Raw genomic sequence first — 20,040 nt, 5'->3', positions numbered from 1 at the left:
GGCACGGTTCGCTTCGACGTGGGTCGTGCGCAAACCGTGCCAAGGAGCGGCAGATGCTACAGCGCTGCGTCAGGCGACCGCGGAATTGTTCATCTTCCGAGTGGAGATGATCTGGTCGACCAGGCCGTAGGCAAGCGCGTCCTCGGCCGTGAGGATCTTGTCGCGCTCGATGTCGTCGCGGATCTTCTCGATCGGCGTCGTGGAGTGCTTGGCCAGCATCTCCTCCAGCTGCGAACGCATCCGGAGGATTTCGTTGGCGGCGATCTCCAGGTCGGAGACCTGACCGCGGCCGGTCTCGCTGTAGGGCTGGTGGATCAGGATGCGGGCGTTCGGCAGGGCCATGCGCTTGCCCGGCGTACCGGCCGCGAGGAGCACGGCGGCGGCGGACGCGGCCTGGCCCATGCAGACGGTCTGCACGTCGGGCTTCACGAACTGCATCGTGTCGTAGATCGCCGTGAGGGCGGTGAAGGAACCACCCGGGCTGTTGATGTAGATCGAGATGTCGCGGTCGGGGTCCATCGACTCCAGGCACAGGAGCTGCGCCATGACGTCGTTGGCGGAGGCGTCGTCGATCTGCACGCCGAGGAAGATCACGCGCTCCTCGAAGAGCTTCGCGTACGGGTCGTACTCGCGCACGCCCTGCGAGGTGCGCTCGACGAAGCGCGGGATGACGTAACGGGACTCGGCGCGGGCGCCGGTGAACTCGGCCTGCGCGGCCTGGCTGTACTCGGCCTGGGTGCGCTCGTAGAGGCCGCTGCCGGGGAAGTTGTTCATCTCTCTTGGTCTCCTGAGGAGCGTGGGCTGAGGGGTCGGCTTGCGGGCGCTGAGGGGGTGCCTCAGGCTCCCGTGCCGCCTCCGCCCGGCATGCCGGCGGCGCTGGACATGATGTCGTCGATGAGGCCGTACTCCTTGGCCTCCTGCGGGTCGAACCAGCGGTCGCGGTCCGAGTCGCGGGTGACCTGCTCGACGGTCTGACCGGTGTGGAACGCCGTCAGCTCGGCCATCTTCTTCTTGGTGAGCAGGAGCCGCTCGGCGTGGATCTTGATGTCCGACGCGGAGCCCGCGAGGCCCGCGGACGGCTGGTGGATCAGGATCTCGGCGTTCGGCAGGGCGAAGCGCTTGCCGGGCGTGCCCGCGCTGAGCAGGAACTGGCCCATGGAGGCGGCCATGCCCATCGCGATCGTCACCACGTCGTTCTTGATGTACTGCATGGTGTCGTACACCGCCATGCCGGCCGTGATCGAGCCGCCGGGGCTGTTGATGTACAGGAAGATGTCCTTGTCCGGCTCGGCGGCAAGGAGCAGCAGCTGTGCGGTGATCTTGTTGGCAATGTCGTCGTCGACCGGCTGGCCGAGGAAGATGATCCGCTCGCCGAGCAGCCGGTTGTAGACCTGGTCGCCGAGGCCACCACCGATGGAGGGGTCGCCGGCGGCGGAGGGCATCAGATTCGTCACGTATCCACCTGCTCGTCTTACGACGGCGCCGGGCCGTCTCACGTCTTCTAGGGACCTGGGTTCCCGCGTGCGCACCGCTCTCGGGGCGGCTTCGGGGACTCCCCTGCCCTCGTATTCATGGACCCTAACGCGCGGGGCCCTCCGGGGAATCCCGGAGGCCTAACTGTTCGCTGTGAGCGCAGGTTGCGCCCCGTCAGGGGCCCGGGGAACTGCGCGGCCCGCCCCCACGGGCCGCAGTCGCGTCTGCCACATCAGGCTCTATGGCGAGTGCGGTTTTCCGTGGGTTGCTCGCGTAGTTCCCCGCGCCCCTAAAGACCGGGCCCCAGGGACTGACGTCCCTGGGGCCCGGTAGTGCGTTCAGCGAAGCGAGGCCACTCAGGCCTCGGTCTTCTCCTCGGCCGACTCGGCCTCGACCGTCTCGGCGGTCTCGGCGGTCTCGTCCTCGTCGTCGAGGTCCACGACCTCGCCGTTCGTGTCCTTGACGGTGGCGGCCTCGACGACGACCGCGAGGGCCTTGCCGCGGGCGACCTCGCCGACCAGCATCGGGACCTGGCCGCCCTCGACGACGGCCTGGGCGAACTGGTCGGGGGACATGCCGGAGGACTGCGCGCGACGCATGAGGTGCTCGGTGAGCTCCTCCTGGCTGACGTTCAGCTTCTCCTTGTTGACGAGCTCGTCCAGGACGAACTGCGTCTTGATGCCCTTCTCCGCCTGCTCCTTGGTCTCGGCGTCGAACTCCTCGCGGGACTTGCCCTGGATCTCCAGGTACTTGTCCAGGTCGAGGCCCATCTGGCCGAGCTGGTGGTGCTCGAGGTTGTGCGTGCGGGTCTGGATCTCGTCCGCGAGGAGCTTCTCGGGGACGGGGACCTCGACCAGCTCGAGCAGCTTCTCCAGGACGCGCTCCTGGGCCTGCGTCGCCTGGTCGTACTGCTTCATGTTCTCGAGGCGCTTGCGGCTGTCGGCCTTGAGCTCGTCGAGGGTGTCGAACTCGGAGGCCAGCTGCGCGAAGTCGTCGTCCAGCTCCGGCAGTTCACGCTTGGCGACCTGGGTGACCTTGACGGTGACCTCGGCCTCCTTGCCGGCGGCCGAGCCGCCCTTGAGCTCGGAGGTGAAGGTGGCCTCGCCACCGGCCTCCAGGCCCTTCACGGCGTCGTCGATGCCCTCGAGGAGCTCGCCGGAGCCGATCGTGTAGGAGACGCCGGACGCGACGCCGTCCTCCAGGACCTCGCCCTCGACCTTGGCCTCGAGGTCGATCGTCACGACGTCGCCGTCCTCGGCGGCACGCTCGACCGGGGAGGTGGAGGCGAAGCGCCCGCGCAGCTCCTCGACGGCCTTGTCGACGTCCTCGTCGGTGACCTCGACGGCGTCGACCTCGACCTCGATGCCGGAGTAGTCCGGGATCTCGATGGTCGGGCGGACGTCGACCTCAGCGGTGAAGTTGAGGGTCTCGTTGTCCTTCAGCTCGGTGATGTCCACCTCGGGCTGGCCCAGGACGTTGAGCTCGGCCTCGTTGACCGCCTCGGTGTAGAACTTCGGGAGCGCGTCGTTGACGGCCTCCTCGAGGACCGCACCGCGGCCGAACCGCTGGTCGATCACACGGGCCGGGATCTTGCCCTTACGGAAGCCCTTCACCGTGACCTGCTGGTTGATCTTCTTGTACGCCGCGTCGAGGCTGTCCTTGAGCTCCTCGAAGGGCACCTCGACAGTGAGCCGAACCCGGGTCGGGTTCAGGGTCTCCACGGCGCTCTTCACGGTTCGGTCTCCTTGGTGGGCTGACTGCTGGGTTTCTGCCCGGATCAGAGACACACGGGCACACAGCTTGCATAGTAACGGCACGCGGGAGCCGACCCACAATGCGATCTTGGATGCGATCCCATGGAGGGGACGTGGAGTGGAACGTGGAGTGGAACAAGGTGGTCGGGGTGGCGGGATTTGAACCCACGGCCTTCCGCTCCCAAAGCGGACGCGCTACCAAGCTGCGCCACACCCCGTCGGTGCGACACGTAGGGTACATGCCCGCAGGCCATGCGGCCCCCGGTTAAACAGGGGCTCATGAAGGGGGTGTGCGGCGAAGGCCCGCGACCCGCTACGATGCCTGTCGTACCGCGGCTTCCGAGTCGTGGCGCGAACCGTGCGGGCGTAGCTCAATGGTAGAGCCCTAGTCTTCCAAACTAGCTACGCGGGTTCGATTCCCGTCGCCCGCTCTCACGAGAGAACCCCAGGCCCTCAGGGTCTGGGGTTCTTCGCGTTCCGGGGCCGGGGTTCTTCGCGTTCCGGGGCCGGGGTTCTTCGCGTTCCGGGGTGGTGTCCATAACGGGATCTTTCAGGGCCGCATAGCTCGCCCTCAGGGACGTATCGGGTCGGAATTCGACAGGCGGGGGCGCCCGCGGCGGAGCCCGGATCGGCTTCCTCGCCGCTCAGCGGGCCCGTGCCCGTTCCGGTAGCGGCGGTTTTGCGCCTGGCCTATGCCAAAGGCGGCGAAAGGGCCCTTGTGGTCCGGGATGTGCCGACCGGACGATCGGTCCCCTTCACCCGCCTTCAGGGAGGTTCCGATGACCGATCGTCTGTCCCTCGGACCGGATGCCGCACGGCAGCTGGCGACCGCGACCAAGACCACTCCGCAGATGCGGGGCATCACCCCGCGGTACCTGCTGCGCGCCCTGCCCTGGGTCGACGTGGACTCCGGCGTCTACCGGGTCAACCGCCGCCGCACCTATGTGCTCGGCGACGACAGGATCAGCACGTACGAGGAGAGCGGCACCTCCCGTGTAGTGCCCGGCGACTTACGCGAGGTGCCGTATCTGCGCGAGGCCGACGACGCCACCCTCGCCTCGCTGGCCGACGCCTTCACCGAGGTGACCTTCGAGCCCGGTCAGGTGCTCATCCAGGAGGGCGACACCGCGGACCGGCTCTGGGTGCTCGTGACCGGCCGCGCCGAGAAGCGGGTGACCGGACGGTACGGCGAGGACGCGCTGCTCGACATCGCCGGCGACGGGCAGTTCTTCGACCTCGGCGCGTGGACGCGCGAGGAGCCGATGCCGTACCGCGTGCAGGCCCTCACCCGCGGCACCGCGCTCGTGGCCGACCGTGCCGCGCTCACCGCCGCCGCCGAGCGCGAGGAGGGTCTGCGTACGGCGATGGAGGCCTACGCCGCCGACGACGGGTCGATGCCGGGCTCCGAGGTGCCGGTGGACCTGGCGTCGGGGCACGTGGGCGAGCCCGATCTGCCGGGGACGTTCGTCGACTACGAGGACGCGCCCCGCGAGTACCACATGACGCTCGCCCAGACCGTGCTGCGCGTGCACACCCGCGTCGCCGACCTCTACAACGGGCCCATCGACCAGACCAGGGCGCAGGCGAACCTGACCGTCGCGGCGCTGCGGGAGCGGCAGGAGGCCTCGCTCCTGAACCACCCGGAGTTCGGTCTGTTCAACAGCGTCTCCGCCGGGCAGCGCGTGCAGTCGCGCACCGGGGCGCCCACCCCCGACGACCTGGACGAGCTCCTGGCGAAGGTGTGGAAGCAGCCCGGCTACTTCGTCGCGCACCCCAAGGCGATCGCCGCGTTCGGGCGGGAATGTACGCGCCGGGGTGTGCCCCCGGTGACGGACAGCCGGTTCGGCGCTCCGCTGCTGACCTGGCGCGGGGTGCCGCTGCTTCCGTCGGACAAGGTGCGGTTCACCAACGGCTGGGGCGCGCACTCGGGCACCACCGAGATCCTGCTGATGCGGATGGGCGAGGCCGAGCAGGGCGTGGTGGGGCTGCGGCCCGGCGAGGTCGCGGACGAGGTCGAGCCCGGTCTGTCCATGCGGAACATGGGCGTCGACAACAAGGGCATCACGTCGTACCTGATGACGGCGTACTTCAACACGGCGGTCCTGGTGGAGGACGCCATCGCCGTCCTCCAGAACGTCGAGGTGGGCAACTACCATGACTATTCCTGAAGTTGTGGCGCCGGTCACCTCTTCTTCGCAGGTCACTCCCCAGGTACCGGCTCCGGCCGTCCCGCCCCAGGTCTCCGCCCCGGCCTCTCCGGAGGTCTCGCCGCAGATCGTGGAGCCCGCGTCGTCGCCCGGCGCCTTCTCCGCCGAGGCGGTCCGCCAGGACTTCCCGATCCTGCACCGCACGGTGAACGGCCACCCGCTGGTCTGGCTCGACAACGCCGCCACCACGCAGAAGCCGCGCCAGGTGATCGAGGCCCTCACCGCGTACTACAGCGCGGCCAACTCCAACATCCACCGCGGCGCCCACACCATGGCCCGCGAGGCAACGGAGTTGTACGAGGCGGGGCGCGGTGCGGTCGCCACGTTCCTGGGGGCCGAGTCGCCGGACACCGTCGCGTTCACGCGCGGCACCACCGAGGCGATCAACCTGGTCGCCCAGACCTGGGGGCGGGCGAACCTCGGTCCCGGGGACGACATCCTCGTACCCGTTCTGGAGCACCACTCGGACATCGTTCCCTGGCAGATGATCGCGAGGCAGACGCGGGCGCGGGTGGTTCCCGTCCCGCTGGACGCCGACGGGCAGATCGACCAGGCCGCCTATGCGGATCTGCTGTCCTACCGCACCCGGCTCGTCGCGATCAGCCACGCGTCGAACGTGCTCGGGACCGTGCCGCCGGTCAAGGAGATGACCGCGCTCGCCCACCGCTACGACGCCAGGGTCCTGGTGGACGGCGCCCAGGCGGTGGCCCATCTCCCCGTCGACGTACAGGACCTGGGGGCGGACTTCTACGTCTTCTCCGGGCACAAGCTGTTCGCGCCCACGGGCATCGGGGCGCTGTACGCGAAGCCGGAGATCATGGCTGCCCTGAAGCCGTGGCAGGGCGGCGGGAACATGATCGAGTCCGTGTCCTTCGACCGGACGACCTTCGCTCCCCCGCCGCACCTCCTGGAGGCGGGCACCGGGCACATCTCCGGGGTCGTCGGTCTGCTGGCCGCGTTGAACTGGCTGTCCGGCTTCGACAAGGACGCCATCGCGTCGTACGAGAACGCGCTCATGGCTTACGCGCAGCAGGCCATGGCGACCGTGCCGGGCCTGTCCCTGCTGGGGGCCGCGCCGGACCGGATCGCGGTGCTGACGTTCACGCTCGCGGGCCACGATCCGGCGACGGTGGCCGACTGGCTGGACCGCGACGGCATCGCGGTCCGCGCGGGCCACCACTGCGCGCAGCCGGCGCTCGCGCACTACGGCCTGGAGTCGGCGGCCAGGGCCTCCCTGTCGCTCTACAACACGTCGGAGGAGGTGGATCGGCTGGTGGGGTCGCTGCGGGCGCTTCAGCAGGCGGGCTGAGGGTCCGCCGGGTGTCCCCCTACGGGTTGCGTACGTCGACGGTGTACACGGACCGCAATCCGTAGGGGACGTACAGGGCGTCCCCCACCAGCGCCAGGGGGGCTCCGCTCTCGGGCAGCATCTGGCCCGCGCCGACGGACCGTCCGGGACGGGTCCAGGCCACTTCGCCGGTCTCCCGGTCGAGCGCGGCCAGGCGGCCACTGGGTGACGCCGTGTAGACGTGGGTGGCCGATGCCAGGGGACGGCCGGGGAACTCGACGGTGGAGTAGCGGTCCCAGAGCTGGCGGCCGGTGCGGGGGTCGACGGCGCGCACGCCGCCGTTGGTGTACGTGAAGTAGAGCGTCCCCCGGCTGAGCGTGAGGGTCGCCCCCGGGGACTGGGCGCGGGAGAGCCGCACGGTGCGCTTGTCGCGGCCGCTCGCGCTCACGGATACGAACGCGCGGAGCCTGGTCTCGGAGGTGTCGGCAAGCACGAGGCGCCCTTCGGCCTGGCCGATGAGGGTGAGGTTGCCGCGCGTGGTGACCGTCCAGACCGGTTTGCCGGTGGCCGGGTCGAGGCGGGAGACGTGGGTGCCCGACTTCTCGCCGTGGCAGACCCGATAGCCCTTCGCGGCAGCCTCCCGCAGCTGGCAGTCCTGGCCGGGGAACGGACGCGTCCAGAGGGCTTTGCCGTGCTCGGGCTCGAGCAGGGCGTACGACTCGCCGTCCTTGCCCAGCGCGGCGAGGACGCCGTCCTCCGTGGCCGCGACGGTGCTCACCTCCGGGGTCGGGTCGGGCGGCATGGCGCCTTCGCCCCGCTGGGTCGAGGTGGTCCACAGCTCGGCGCCGGACCGGGCGTCCAGGGCCTGGATCGCGTAGTCCTCGATGCCCACCTCGCCGCCCTTCGCCTCCGTCTGGTCGTTGCGGAAGACGAAGACGCGGTCGCCCGCCGTCCCGATGACCGTGCCCTCCAGACCGCCGGTGTCGTCGGGGACCGAGTCGACGGGCAGGCCCCACTCCTGCTTTCCGGTGGCGAGGGAGAAGCGGGCGGCCTTGACGTCGTCGCCGGCGCAGATCAGGCCCCGCTCGGCGGCGGCGCACCGCTCGAAGGCCCCGGAGGGTTCGCCCTTGCCGCCGGTGGTGTCCTTCGCCGTCCACTCGCGCCAGCCGGCGGGCAGTTGGCTCGCCACCGGGCCGTCGTCCCTGGCGAGCCACACCACCGCGCCCGCCCCCAGGACCGCGAGCAGCAGCCCGCCCACCGACGCCGCTGTCAGCAGCCTGCGGCGGCGTGGGCGCGGGGCGGTGTCCTCGGCCGCGGGGGCCGGAGGCGTCGGCTCCTGGGGGCGTCTGGGCGGGGCCGGTTCGCCCTTGAGCAGGGCGAGGAGTTCGTCCGGGGTGGGGCGCGCCGCGGGGTCCTTGGCGAGGCAGTGCTCGATGAAGGGGCGCAACTCGGCGGGTACGCGGTCGAGTTCGGGGGCGGCCTCGACGACGCGGGTGGCCGTCTCGTAGGGGCTGTCGCTGTCGAAGGGGCCGCGGCCCGTCGCCGCGTACGCGAGGACGGCGCCGAGGGAGAAGACGTCGGACTCGGGGCCGACGTCGCGCGGGTTGGTGAGCTGCTCCGGGGACATGTAGGGCGGGGTGCCCATGACGCGGCCCGTCTGCGTGAGGGCGTCCGCGCCCAGGGCCTCCGCGGCCCGCGAGACGCCGAAGTCGATGACGCGGGGGCCGTCCTCGGCGAGCATCACGTTGGCCGGTTTCAGGTCGCGGTGGACGACCCCGACGCGGTGGATGTCGCGCAGCGCCTCGGTGAGGCCCGCGGCCAGTTCGCGCAGCCGGTCCAGCGGCAGCGGGCCCTCGCGGCGCACATGGCCGCCGAGGTTCTCGCCGGGGATGAAGACCGTGGCCATCCACGGGCGCTCGGCGTCCGCGTCGGCGTCCACGACGGGCGCGGTGAAGGCGCCGCTGACCTGGCGCGCGGCGGCCACCTCACGGCGGAAGCGGGTGCGGAACTCCTGGTCGTCGGCGTACTGGCCGTGGACGACCTTCAGGGCGAGGCGGCGCCCCGACGCGGAGCGGGCGAGATAGACGACGCCCATGCCGCCGGAACCGAGCCGGTCCTCGATCGGATATCCGCCGATGCGGTCCGGGTCCGAGCCGCGCAGAACCATCCCGTACGCCCCCGTCCCCGCGGCACTCTTCCCCGCTCTCCAGTTCCCCTTCCCCGCAGCGTACGCCGCCTTGGGTGAGCGCCCCGAAGGGGCTCAGAAACTGATCGAGTTGATGGTCTCCGCCACTTCGTTGAGGAACCGATTTATCGACGGCGCCATGCCGGTGGACGCGAGGAAGAAGCCGAAGAGCACCGCGACGATCGCGGGCCCCGCCTTGAGCGATCCCCCGCGGATCAGCACCACAAGGATGATCGCCAACAGCAATACCACTGACAGCGAAATGGCCACACTGATCACACCCTAGGTCGGTCGCTCTCCCGGCCCGGGGGGTACGACCCCGCACACCCCCGCCAGGGACCATCGTGCCACCAACGGGCCCACTGTATGCGGCCGGTGACACATCGTCGGCCAACGCTTCCCGGGGCCCGCGCGCAGGGGCGCCCCAGGGGCGCATGAACAGCGCACCCCCGCACGGCAATTCGACGACCTGCGCACATGGGTAATTCGGCTTGATCGCTGCCATCGCCACACACGACGTTCGCAGGAAATTCGAATTGTTGCCGGGGGCACACCCGGGGCCTCGATCTTCAACGAACTCTCCGACCAACCGGACATTTCACCAGAGTCGCCCGCGGACGTTATGCACCATTTAAACCGGATGAGTTGTGACGTACTGGACACGATACAGCCGCATCTCTTTGTCGACTCAACCGATTCCCGGGTACCCGCCACCCGTTAAGCGGGATTCTCCCCCGGCGATTGACAGTGATTGGCCGTGATTGACAGGGGATTGAGTTGAGAGAAGTGACGAGGGTTTTACGAAAACACTGCCGCGACGCTAGGGTGCCTCAGATGTTCCACGCTGCCACCACCCCCGCAGGCGCAGTGCGGTCCCGGATCGTCTCACCGAGCTCTTGGTGGGAGGGCCTGTGACCAACTCGGTGCACCCGCACGGACGCCACCGGGCGCCGCTCCCCCCGGCCCAGGTGCCGACGGCCGAAGTACCTTCCCCCCGCGCCCATCACCCGACCCCGCAGGCCGCGACCGCTACCGCTCCCCCCACCCCGTCCGGCCACAGCACCGCCCAGAACGCCGCGAAACCCGCCAAGCAGCGGGACGCGTTCTTCGACAACGCCAAGTACCTGGCGATCGTCCTCGTGGCGATGGCCCACGCATGGGAACCGCTGACGGACCACAGCCGCGCCGCCGAGGCGCTGTACATGACCGTCTACACCTTCCACATGCCGGCGTTCATCCTGATCTCCGGCTACTTCTCGCGCAGTTTCGACATGCGGCCCGACCGCCTCAGGCGTCTGGTCACCGGCGTCGCCGTGCCGTACGTCATCTTCGAGGTCGCGTACACCCTCTTCAAGCGCTGGGCGGACGACGACCCGACCCAGCCGATCAGTCTGCTCGACCCCTGGTACCTCACCTGGTTCCTGGTCGCGCTCTTCGTGTGGCGGCTCACCGTGCCGCTGTGGAAGATCGTGCGCTGGCCCGTGCCGCTCGCGCTGGCCGTCGCCATGCTCGCCGTGATCTCACCCGACATCGGCGACGACCTCGACCTGCAGCGCGTCCTGCAGTTCATGCCGTTCTTCGTGCTCGGCCTCTTCATGAAGCCCGAGTACTTCCAGCTGGTGCGCCGCCGCGAGGTGCGGATCCTGTCCGTGCCGGTGTTCGCGTGCGCGGTGCTCCTCGCCTACTGGGCCGCGCCCCGGATGACCTCCGTGTGGTTCTACCGCCGGGACAGCGCCCAGGAGTTGGGCGTGCCGTGGTGGGTCGGCATCGTGATGACGCTGGCGCTCTTCGGCTGCTCCGTCGTCCTCACCGCGTGCTTCTTCGCGTGGGTGCCGCGCCGCAAGATGTGGTTCACGATTCTTGGCGCCGGCACGCTGTACGGCTACCTGCTGCACGGCTTCCTCGCCAAGGGGTCCCGTTTCTGGGGCTGGTTCGAGGACTACGAGTGGCTGCACAAGCCGCTCGGCGAGATCTTTGTGACCGTGGTCGCCGCGAGTGTGGTGACGCTGCTGTGTACGCCTCCGGTGCAGCGGATGTTCCGCTTCGCGATGGAGCCCAGGATGGAGTGGGCCTTCAAGCGGGATGCGGCGCAGTTGGCCCGGGAGCGGGCCAAGTCCGCGTAGCGGGGCCTCGACGCACCGGGGTCTAGCTGATTCCCAACAGGGCGCGCATGTCGGCGTACTTCGCCGTCAGGCGCGCCCTTGTCGTTGCGTCGAGCACCGCCAGGCGGGCCGGGTCCGCGTTGTGGGCCAGGTCCGCCTCCTTCACCAGGCGGGCGCCCGGTGTGGCGAGGATTCTCTGGGCGTACGACTCCTCGGGCTCGTCCTTGCGTTTGGTGAGGGCGAGGACGATGGCTTTCGTACGGGGGGTCAGGGCCGCCTCTCGAAGCCACTGTTCGGAGAGGGCGTCGTCCTCCACGGAGTCGTGGAGCCAGGCGGCGGCGATCTGGTCCCCGTCGCCGCCCCTCGCCTTTACGCCGTCGGCCACGGCTTGGAGGTGTTCTGCGTAGGGGCGGCCTGCTTTGTCCGTTTGGGTGGCGTGGGCCCTGCGGGCCAGGGCTTCCACCTCGGACAGGGGGAGGAGGGGTGGGGTGGGGTTCATGCGGTGATTCTTTCCCCTGGCCCGCCCCTTCCCGAAACTGGGGCTCCGCCCCAGACCCCGCTCCTCGAACGCCGGAGGGGCTGAGAGGTGCGGACGCCGGAAGGGCTGAGCTACGCCGACCTCAGGGCCGCCCTTGCCGGGAGCGTTGTCGATGCCAGGCCCAGGAGGAGGACCGCTCCTGCGAACGAGCCGTACACCAGCGGGGGGATGTACGGGGATTCGCCCGTCAGCCCGTTCATCATGGGGATCAGCGTGGCCAGGGCGATGGCCGAGCCGATCGCGATGCCCGCGACGGTGACCAGCAGGGCCTCCCAGCGGATCATCCGCATCACCTGGCGGCGCGTGGAGCCGATCAGGCGCAGGGTGCCGAGTTCGCGGCGGCGGTCCAGGACCGTCATCACCAGGGTGTTGACCGCCGCGACGGCCGCGAAGCCGCCGAGGACGGCTGCCATCGTGGTGTTCGCCCAGGCGTTGAGCTCGCGGTCCATGGACTGGGCGGTGGCATAGCCCTCACGGTCCTTGAGTGCGCCGAGGCCCGAGAGCGCCTGGGCGGAGCCGCCCTTGGTCCAGATCTCCGTGGCGAAGGACGACGTGACGTGGTGCTTCACGTCGGAGGCGGGGATGGTCACTTGGGAGAGGCCCAGGCCCCTGCCGTACGTCGCAACGATCTTCGGCGTTGCCTCGGTGCCGTCGGGCAGGAGGATTTCGAAGCGGTCGCCCACGCCCACGTGGGCGTTGCGGGCGAGGGACGCGTCGATCGCGACCTCCCCCTTGCCGAGCTCCAGGGCGCCCGTCTCGACCTTCAGGTCCTGGACCTTCGCGAGGTCCGCGGCCGAACCGGTGATGCCCTGCGTCGACGCCGACTCCAGCCAGCGGTCACCGCCCGAGCCCACCGGGACGAGGAGTGAGGTCTTGAGGAGGCCGACCGCCGAGGTGACTCCTTCCGTGTCCGCCGCCTTGGCCACCGCTCCCGGGGGCAGGCCCGTGTCCGACGTGATGATGTGGTCCGCCGTGATGCCCTCGCGCTGCTGGTCGGCGGCGACCCGCTCCTCGCTCGTGTGCATGAAGACGAGGACGGACGAGAACGCCATGGCGAGCACGATCGGGGTGATCGCGGAGGCCAGACGGCGGGCGTTCGAACGGGAGTTGGCGGCCGCGAGCGAGGCGGACGCGCCGGCGCCGCGCAGCGGAAGGCCGAACAGGGCCGCGCAGCCGCGGGCCACCAGCGGGCCGAGCAGGGCCACGGCGAGCATGAAGAGCATGACGATGCCGAGCGCGGCGTTGGCCGCGTCCTCGCCGGTGTTGCCCGCGGCGACCCCCGCGAGGACGGTGCCGCCGACCGCCGCGGCGATCCCCAGCGGCGTACGGATCCAGCCGACCGGCGTCCGCTCCACGGAGGCCTCGCTGAGCGCCTGGCCCGGCTTGATGCGGGAGGGGCGGCGGGCCGCCATGTAGCCGGCGCCGAGCGCGGTGAGGACGGCGACGCCGATCGCGGAGACCATGGGGATGAAGGAGACGGAGAGGTCCACGGCCTGAGGGATCGCGCCCTTCTCCTTCAACTGCCCGAACCACCAACTGGCCAGGGCGATTCCGGGCAGGACGCCGACCGCCGCGGCGAGGGGCGCGACCAGCAGGGTCTCGGTGGCGATGGTGCGGCGGATCTGGCGCGGGGTGGTGCCGATGGCCCGCAGCAGCGCGTACTCACGGGCGCGCTGGCCCACCGAGAGCGCGACGGTGCCGGCCGCGGTGAAGACGGCGGTCATGGCGGCGATGCCGCCGAAGGAGCCGCCGAGCGCGGTGAGCATCTCCTTGGCGTAGGCGAGTTCGGAGCCCTCCGCGGCGCTGCGGTCGTCGCCGGTGTGGACCTTCGCCTTGCTCCCGAGGGCGTGCGCCACCTGGGACTTGAGGGTGTCGTCGGAGACGCCCGCCTTGGGGAGGACCGCGATGGCGTCGACCTTGCCCGGGTGGCCCGAGATACGGAGGGCCTCGGCGTCGGCGAACCAGGCGGTGGACGCGCCCTGTTGTGGCTCGACCGTGCCGGAGACGCGGAAGTCGCGGGGGCCGTCCGCCGTGGTGAGCGTGGCGCGCTCGCCCACGGAGGCGCCGGGCGCGGCGAGGACGACCTCGCCGGGCTGCGGGGCGCGGCCCGCGGTCAGCTTCTCGCCGGTGAAGGCCGTGGAGCCCCAGCCGTGCGCGGTGACGTCCTTGCCGCCGGACCGCAGGGGGAAGCTGACGTCGGCGACGGCGGCGCGGGCGCCGGGCACCGAACCCGCCTTGGCCACGAGGGAGTCGTCGAGCCGCGCCTGGTCGGGCAGCGGGGTGCTGGTCTCGGACCTGCTGTCGCCGCTGCCGGTGACGAAGTGGGCCGACTGGTCGGCGGCGGCCACCACGGGCGCGCCGGTGTAGCGGTTGGGCGGCACGGAGGCACGCAGCCCCGTCTCCAGGAGGATTCCGCAGGCGGCGACGATCAGCGAGGCCATCATCAGCGCGACGAAGGTGCCGACGAACGCGGCGGGTTTGAAGCGGACGGCCGCGCGGGCGAGGCCGTTGGGCATGTACGCCATTACGCGGCCACCCCCGCGTAGGCGGCCGGGGCGGCCAGGGCGGTCATGCGGGCCTTGATCTGCTCCGCGGAGGCGCGCTCCAGTCGGTCGACGATGGAGCCGTCGGCGAGGAAGAGGACGCGGTCGGCGTGGGCGGCGGCGGCCGGGTCGTGGGTGACCATGACGACCGTGGCGCCCATGGTGTCGACGGCGGAGCGCAGCAGGCCGAGGATCTCGGTGGCCGTGGTGGTGTCCAGGGCGCCGGTCGGCTCGTCGGCGAAGATCACGTCGGGCTCGGTGACCAGGGCGCGGGCGATGGCGACGCGCTGCTGCTGGCCGCCGGAGAGCTGGCCGGGACGGCGGCTCCCCTTGTCGCCGAGGCCGACGCGGGCGAGCATCTCGGCGGCCCTGCGGCGGTCGGGGCGGCGGCCCGCGAGGCGCATCGGCAGGACGACGTTCTGCTCGACGGTCAGCGAAGGCAGCAGGTTGAAGGCCTGGAAGACGAAGCCGAGGCGGGTGCGGCGCAGGGCGGTGAGCTTGTTCTCGCTCATGCCGGTGATCTCGGTGCCGCCGAGGTGGACGGTGCCCGAGCTCGGCCGGTCCAGGCCCGCCGCGCACTGCAGGAAGGTGGACTTGCCGGATCCTGAGGGGCCCATGACGGCGGTGAAGCTGCCGCGCGGCAGTGCGAGGTCGACGCCGGCGAGGGCGTGCACGGCACCGGAGCCGCGGCCGTACTGGCGGCGGACCCCGCGCAGCTCGACGGCCCAGTCGCCGGGCAGGCCGCTCGGCATCGGGGGCACCGCTGCCGCCCTCGTGCCCCCGTCGGTCCGGTTCTTCCGTCGCAGCCCCATGGCCGTGCCCGCCTTCCGCTCGTGCGCCGCTGGGACCTCGCCGTGAGACGCCCCTGGTCGATGACTCGAACGTACGGATTCGGGGGTGGTGCGGACCATGAGGGCCGCTGGCGAAGAGGGGGTGGGGAGAACCCCACCCCGGGCCTTCAGAAGTCGCCGATCAGGTCGTTTGGTAACCTAAGTATTGACGCGTTCTTGACGCTCCCTTTGCTCTATTTCTCATGCCCAGACGACTCGTACCGACCAAACAGGAGGAACGGGCCCATCGGACACGCAGACACCTTGATAGCCATGGGCGGCGCCTTTCTCGCCGCCGCCGTCCTCGCCCGCCTCGGCGGCCGCATCGGACTCCCCACCATCCCCCTCTTCATCCTGGCCGGGATCCTCCTCGGCCCCCACACCCCCGGCGTGGTCCTGGTCTCCGACCCCCACGACCTGGAAATGCTCTCGGCGCTCGGCCTGGTACTCCTGCTCTTCTACCTGGGCCTCGAGTTCCACATGGACGACCTCAAGACCGGTGGCCGCAAGATGGCCGTCGCCGGCGGCATCTACCTCGCCCTGAACGTCGGCGCCGGCCTGGGCTTCGGATTCGCGCTCGGCTGGGGCACCTCCGAAGCGCTGGTCCTCGCCGGAGTGCTCGGCATCTCGTCCTCGGCGATCGTCACGAAGGTCCTCGTCGACACCGGCAGGCTCGGCAATCCGGAGACGAAGCCGATCCTCGGCATCATCGTGGTCGAGGACATCTTCCTCGCGCTGTACCTCGCGGCGCTGCAGCCGATCCTGTCCGGCGCGGACAGCCTCTCCGCCGCCGTGATGGACGGCGGCAAGGCCTTCGGCTTCCTGCTGCTCCTCGCGCTCGCGGCCCGCTTCGGCACCCGCGTGATCGGCCGTCTCTTCGCCATCAAGGACGACGAGCTGCTCGTCATCTCCTTCCTCGGCGCGGCCGTCTTCGTCGCCGGGGTCTCGGAGTGGTTCGGCGTCGCCGACGCGATCGGCGCGTTCATGGTCGGTCTGATGCTGGGCAGCACCGCGTCCGGCAACCGCATCCGCAAGCTGGTCCACCCGCTGCGGGACGCGTTCGGCGCGATCTTCTTCTTCGCGTTCGGGCTCTCCATCGACCCCGGCGACCTGCCGGTGGTGCTGTGGCCGGTCCTCGCGGCGGTCGCGCTGACGCTCCTGATGAACGTCCTCGCGGGTCTCGGGGCGGCGCGTGTGTACGGCTTCGGGGCGGGCCCCGCGGCGAACATCTCCACGACGCTCCTCGCCCGCGGCGAGTTCGCGCTGATCCTCGCCACGATGGCGGCGGGCGCGGGCCTGGACGAGCGGCTCTCGCCGTTCATCGCGGGGTACGTGCTGCTGCTCGCGGTCCTCGGACCGCTGGCCGCGGGGCGCTCGGAGTGGCTGGCGCGGATCCTGCCGGGCGGTCCTGACTACGCGGTTGCGGGGCCGAGTTCGCCGAAGAAGGCGGAGCGGGCCTCGGTGAACAGCGTGCCGTAGTCGGGTCCGTAGGCCACCGCCGCCGCGAACAGCGCGTCGACGGCGGCCCGGAGCGGGTCGTCCTCGACCGCGCCGAAGAGGGCGGGGACGGCCAGCGCGGCCCGGAGCATCTCCTGGCCGCTTCCGTCGGTGGACGCGACGAGGGTCTGCGGGACGCGCGGGTCGTCGAGCAGGCGGTCCCAGACGGGCTCGTGGTCGTCCTCGCGGTCGAAGGGCGCGGGCAGCGGCTGCCCGCGCTCTGCCGCGTCCAGGGCCGGGGCGATCCAGTCGATGCCGTCGAGCCCCGCCTTCTCGTAGGCGCGGCGCATGGCCCAGCGGGCGACGGAGCGTTGCCCTTCGGGGGTCGACCGGTCCAGGGCGTGCGCGAGTTCGGGGGCCAGCCCGATGATCCCGCCTATGTTTCCGCCCACGTTCCGCAGGCGGTCACTGGGGAGTTGGCCACCCCACTGCATGCGTTCGGCATGCTCCCGCTCCTCGCGGGCCCTGGACTCCTGTGCTGCTCGCTCGCGACGCCGCGTCTCGGCCCGTCGCTCGGCCGAGGGCAGGGCGCGCGCCGTTCTGTGCCAGTACGCCGAGCTGTCACCCGTCTGCTTGACCAGACGGTCGGGTGCGGGCGGTGCGGGCCAGAACTGCAGGAGGTGCTCCTCGATCCCGGGGCACTCGGTGATCTCCTGCTCCCGCTCGACGGCTTCGTCCAGCCGACTGCCGCAGTAGCGGACCCGGTAGTCGATCTCGTCGAGGCCCAGCGGGAAGCTCCCCATGCCGCCCCACAGGGCGAGTACCGTCTCCGGCCCAGCGGGGCGGAAGGAGACCTCGACGATCTCCTCCCAGTGGTCCTCCGGGAACGGCAGTTCCTCGTGGACCTCCACCGTGAAGTCGACCTCTCCGGTGTGCAGGGCGGTGACCAGGTACAGGAAGCCTGGTACTGCCGCGCCGCAGAGTCCGTTCGCCTGGCCCGCACGCGCGTCGTGAAATCCCCAGGCCGCCATGGCGTCCGGATCGCTCTCCACGTAGAGCTGGCCGTACGCCACGCTCACATGACCGCTCACCGGCGTCCGTACGACGCCCATCTCACGCCTCCCGGCAGATCAACAGCAGCGCCCTGTCGTCGTTCACGTCCTTCGCGACCGCCTCGATCAGATGCCAGGCCGCGCCGTGGAAGCCGCCCGCCACATACCGGTCGGCCTCGCCCGTCAGGCGGTCCATGCCCTCGGCGATGTCGCGGTCGGAGGTCTCCACGAGGCCGTCCGTGAAGAGCATCAGGACGTCGCCGGGGCGCAGCATGCCCTTGACCGGGTCGAACTGCGCGCCGTCGTAGACGCCGAGGAGCGGGCCCTGGCCGGCCTTCTCCTCCCAGCGGCCGCTGCCCGCGCTCAGCTGGAGGCCGGGCGGGTGACCCGCGGAGAAGAGTTCGTAATCGCCGGTCTCCAGGTCGAGGACCAGGTGGATGGAGGTCGCGAAGCCCTCGTCCCAGTCCTGGCGCAGCAGATAGCCGTTGGCGGCGGGCAGGAAGGCGTGCGGGGGCAGCGAGCCGAGCAGACCGCCGAAGGCGCCGGACAGGAGCAGCGCGCGCGAGCCCGCGTCCATGCCCTTGCCGGAGACGTCGGTGAGGACGGCCTCCAGGGTGCGGCCGCCGTTCGTGCGGGCCGCGACGACGAAGTCGCCGGAGAACGACTGGCCGCCGGCCGGGCGCAGCGCCATCTCGCGGTGCCAGCCGCGCGGCAGCTTCGGCAGCTTGCTCTGGACGCGGATGCGCTCGCGCAGGTCGAACAGCATCGTTCCGCCGCCGCGCCACGGCACGCCGACCCGGCTGCGGAACTGCGCGATGAGCAGCCCGAAGAAGCCGCAGGCGGCGACCACGAGGACGACGCCGGGCGTGACGCGCGAGGGACCCTCCGCGTACGGGCCGAGCTGGACGGACTCCACGATCAGGGCCACCGCCGACGCCGCGTACAGGCCGAGGAGGCTGGCGGGGCGCAGCAGCAGGCCGCCGGCGACGATGGGCAGGACCAGGGCGGCCGGCGAGCACCAGACGTTGTTGACGATCGTGCAGATGGTGATCACGGGGATGGTGAGCAGCAGTCCGGCCAGGGCGACCCAGTCGGAGCCGTCGCCGCGGAAGTAGTCGACGCCGGATTTGCGCAGCGCGATGCGGGCCCGGTGCAGCCGCTTCTTCATCCGGGCCGTGAACGTCTCGGCTTCCGCACGCCGCTCCCGCCGTGCGTGCCGTTCTCCTCGTACCGCCATTGCTCGTGGACCCTATCCAGCGGGCCGGGCACTTCGCACGGGAGGTCCCAGTTGTCCCCCGTCAGGGGCACGTCCCGGACGGTCGGCGACGGGGCTCCAAGAGCGCGGCGGAGCGCGGAAATCCTGTCGCAACGCCCGTATCGCCCTGGTAGTCATGGCATATGACGAAAGACTTGAGGGTGCTCGACGAGGCCGACTGGGACACGTGGTACGGAACGCTGGAGCGCGCCTTCGGGGGTGTCGCCGAGTCCGCCGACGAGCGGGCGCTGTGGCGCTCGCTCACCGAGCTCGACCGGTCGATCGGCGTGTGGGACGGGGACGCGTGCGTGGGGACGGCGGGGGCCTTCTCCTTCCGTCTCGCCGTGCCGGGCGGTGCCCTGGTGGACGCGGCGGGCGTGACGATGGTCGGCGTCGCGGCCACGCACCGGCGGCGCGGCATCCTCACCTCGATGATGCGCCGCCAGCTGGACGACGTCCGCGCGGGCGGCGAGCCGTTGGCCGTGCTCACCGCGTCGGAGCCGGTCATTTACGGCCGGTTCGGGTACGGCGCGGCCACCCACCAGATGAAGGCCTACATCGACACGGCCCGCGTCACTCTGTCCGCACCGTCCGGTACGGACGACGTACGTCTTCGGTACGCGGAGCCCGCCGACGTCCACGAAGCGTGCGAGGCGCTGTACGCACGCCGTGTGACCGAGCGGCCCGGCATGCTGGCCCGGCAGCCGGGCTGGGACCGGCTCAGGCTGCTCGACCCGGAGAGCGAGCGGGGCGGCGCCTCCCCGCTGCAGTGCGTGGTCGCCGAGCGCGCGGGAGACCTGGTCGGGTACGCACGGTTCTCGGTGAAGCCCGAGTGGGACTGGAAGGGTCCCAAGGGCTCGGTCCACGTGCGTGACGTCGAGGCCCTGGACCCGGCGGCGTACGCGGCGCTGTGGCGGTTCCTCTTCGGCATCGACCTGACGTCGTCGGTCGTCGCGCACAGCCGTCCGGTGGACGACCCGCTGCTGCAGCTCGTCTCCGACATCCGCCGGTGCGACCTCACGGTGCGGGACGCGCTGCACGTACGGCTCGTCGAGGTGGGCGCGGCGCTCCAGGCGCGTACGTATCAGGCGCCTCTGGACGTGGTGTTCGAGGTCGAGGACGCCTTCTGCCCCTGGAACGAGGGGCGTTGGCGGCTCACCGGGGACGCCAAGGGCGCCTCGTGCGAGCGCACGGACGACGCGGCCGATCTCGCCCTGTCCGTACGGGAGTTGGGCTCCGCCTATCTCGGCGGTGTGTCCCTGTCCTCGCTCGCGGGTGCGGGCCGGGTGCGGGAACTGCGCCAGGGCGCGCTGACCGAGGCTTCGGTGGCCTTCGGCTCGGACGCGGCGCCGTGGCTGCCGCACGGGTTCTGACCG

At 70.9% G+C, this 20,040-nt stretch carries 15 protein-coding genes and 2 tRNA genes; 6 read left to right on the top strand and 11 right to left on the bottom strand.

What is annotated here, in order from left to right; translation table 11 throughout:
- Window positions 1–69: 69 nt before the first annotated feature.
- From AB0B50_RS33505 to AB0B50_RS33490, 4 genes are all read right to left on the bottom strand, one after another.
- Window positions 70–774 (bottom strand): ATP-dependent Clp protease proteolytic subunit, encoded by a 705-nt coding sequence (locus AB0B50_RS33505; protein WP_362339582.1) that lies wholly within the window; start codon window positions 772–774, stop codon window positions 70–72.
- Window positions 775–836: 62 nt separating this feature from the next.
- Window positions 837–1,442: an ATP-dependent Clp protease proteolytic subunit gene (locus AB0B50_RS33500; RefSeq protein ID WP_362339732.1), complete on the bottom strand. Its 606-nt coding sequence runs from the start codon at window positions 1,440–1,442 to the stop codon at window positions 837–839.
- Window positions 1,443–1,829: 387 nt separating this feature from the next.
- Window positions 1,830–3,206 (bottom strand): trigger factor, encoded by a 1,377-nt coding sequence (gene tig / locus AB0B50_RS33495; protein WP_362339581.1) that lies wholly within the window; start codon window positions 3,204–3,206, stop codon window positions 1,830–1,832.
- A gap of 162 nt (window positions 3,207–3,368) precedes the next feature.
- Window positions 3,369–3,445: transfer RNA gene (locus AB0B50_RS33490), tRNA-Pro, on the bottom strand.
- A gap of 142 nt (window positions 3,446–3,587) precedes the next feature.
- On the opposite strand from AB0B50_RS33490, the gene AB0B50_RS33485 reads away from it, so the two are divergent.
- From AB0B50_RS33485 to AB0B50_RS33475, 3 genes are all read left to right on the top strand, one after another.
- A tRNA-Gly gene (locus tag AB0B50_RS33485) sits at window positions 3,588–3,658 on the top strand.
- A 348-nt stretch (window positions 3,659–4,006) separates the two neighbouring features.
- The gene (locus AB0B50_RS33480; protein WP_362339580.1) at window positions 4,007–5,395 is read left to right on the top strand and encodes a family 2B encapsulin nanocompartment shell protein; all 1,389 of its coding nucleotides are present in this window, start codon (window positions 4,007–4,009) and stop codon (window positions 5,393–5,395) included.
- Window positions 5,382–6,743: a cysteine desulfurase gene (locus AB0B50_RS33475; protein WP_362339579.1), complete on the top strand. Its 1,362-nt coding sequence runs from the start codon at window positions 5,382–5,384 to the stop codon at window positions 6,741–6,743. The genes AB0B50_RS33480 and AB0B50_RS33475 overlap by 14 nt, the downstream gene beginning before the upstream one ends.
- Before the next feature lie 19 nt (window positions 6,744–6,762).
- Here the strand turns inward: AB0B50_RS33475 and AB0B50_RS33470 are convergent, their stop codons facing one another.
- Complete coding sequence (locus AB0B50_RS33470; RefSeq protein WP_362339578.1) at window positions 6,763–8,889, bottom strand: serine/threonine-protein kinase; 2,127 nt, start codon at window positions 8,887–8,889, stop codon at window positions 6,763–6,765.
- Window positions 8,890–8,982: 93 nt separating this feature from the next.
- Window positions 8,983–9,177 (bottom strand): hypothetical protein, encoded by a 195-nt coding sequence (locus tag AB0B50_RS33465; protein ID WP_055570088.1) that lies wholly within the window; start codon window positions 9,175–9,177, stop codon window positions 8,983–8,985.
- Between the two features lie 641 nt (window positions 9,178–9,818).
- Here AB0B50_RS33465 and AB0B50_RS33460 point away from each other — a divergent pair.
- Entirely contained in the window at window positions 9,819–11,030 is a 1,212-nt protein-coding gene (locus AB0B50_RS33460; RefSeq protein WP_362339577.1) for an acyltransferase family protein, read from the top strand.
- 22 nt (window positions 11,031–11,052) lie between these two features.
- Here the strand turns inward: AB0B50_RS33460 and AB0B50_RS33455 are convergent, their stop codons facing one another.
- From AB0B50_RS33455 to AB0B50_RS33445, 3 genes are all read right to left on the bottom strand, one after another.
- Window positions 11,053–11,508: an HD domain-containing protein gene (locus AB0B50_RS33455; RefSeq protein ID WP_362339576.1), complete on the bottom strand. Its 456-nt coding sequence runs from the start codon at window positions 11,506–11,508 to the stop codon at window positions 11,053–11,055.
- Between the two features lie 110 nt (window positions 11,509–11,618).
- Window positions 11,619–14,072, bottom strand: coding sequence for an FtsX-like permease family protein (locus AB0B50_RS33450; RefSeq protein ID WP_362339575.1), 2,454 nt, complete (start codon window positions 14,070–14,072; stop codon window positions 11,619–11,621).
- Window positions 14,072–14,842 carry an ABC transporter ATP-binding protein gene (locus AB0B50_RS33445; RefSeq protein WP_362339731.1) on the bottom strand — a complete coding sequence of 257 codons (771 nt, stop codon included), beginning with the start codon at window positions 14,840–14,842 and terminating at the stop codon, window positions 14,072–14,074. Before AB0B50_RS33445 ends, AB0B50_RS33450 begins: the two co-directional genes overlap by 1 nt.
- Before the next feature lie 351 nt (window positions 14,843–15,193).
- Here AB0B50_RS33445 and AB0B50_RS33440 point away from each other — a divergent pair, with 351 nt between their 5' ends.
- Window positions 15,194–16,399, top strand: coding sequence for a cation:proton antiporter (locus AB0B50_RS33440; protein ID WP_362339574.1), 1,206 nt, complete (start codon window positions 15,194–15,196; stop codon window positions 16,397–16,399).
- Here the strand turns inward: AB0B50_RS33440 and AB0B50_RS33435 are convergent.
- Together AB0B50_RS33435 and AB0B50_RS33430 are read right to left on the bottom strand one after the other, a co-directional pair.
- Window positions 16,333–17,469, bottom strand: a complete 1,137-nt coding sequence (locus AB0B50_RS33435) for a hypothetical protein (RefSeq protein ID WP_362339573.1) — start codon at window positions 17,467–17,469, stop codon at window positions 16,333–16,335. The two genes, AB0B50_RS33440 and AB0B50_RS33435, sit on opposite strands and share 67 nt — an antisense overlap.
- 1 nt (window position 17,470) lies before the next feature.
- Window positions 17,471–18,646 carry a PP2C family protein-serine/threonine phosphatase gene (locus tag AB0B50_RS33430; RefSeq protein ID WP_362339572.1) on the bottom strand — a complete coding sequence of 392 codons (1,176 nt, stop codon included), beginning with the start codon at window positions 18,644–18,646 and terminating at the stop codon, window positions 17,471–17,473.
- Between the two features lie 161 nt (window positions 18,647–18,807).
- Here AB0B50_RS33430 and AB0B50_RS33425 point away from each other — a divergent pair, with 161 nt between their 5' ends.
- Window positions 18,808–20,037 (top strand): GNAT family N-acetyltransferase, encoded by a 1,230-nt coding sequence (locus AB0B50_RS33425; protein ID WP_362339571.1) that lies wholly within the window; start codon window positions 18,808–18,810, stop codon window positions 20,035–20,037.
- Window positions 20,038–20,040: the final 3 nt, after the last annotated feature.

It is taken from the genome of Streptomyces sp. NPDC041068 (genome assembly GCF_040647455.1).
Classification (GTDB): domain Bacteria; phylum Actinomycetota; class Actinomycetes; order Streptomycetales; family Streptomycetaceae; genus Streptomyces.
Note: the sequence above shows the minus strand (reverse complement) of the source record. Positions and strands in the feature narration are given on the sequence as shown.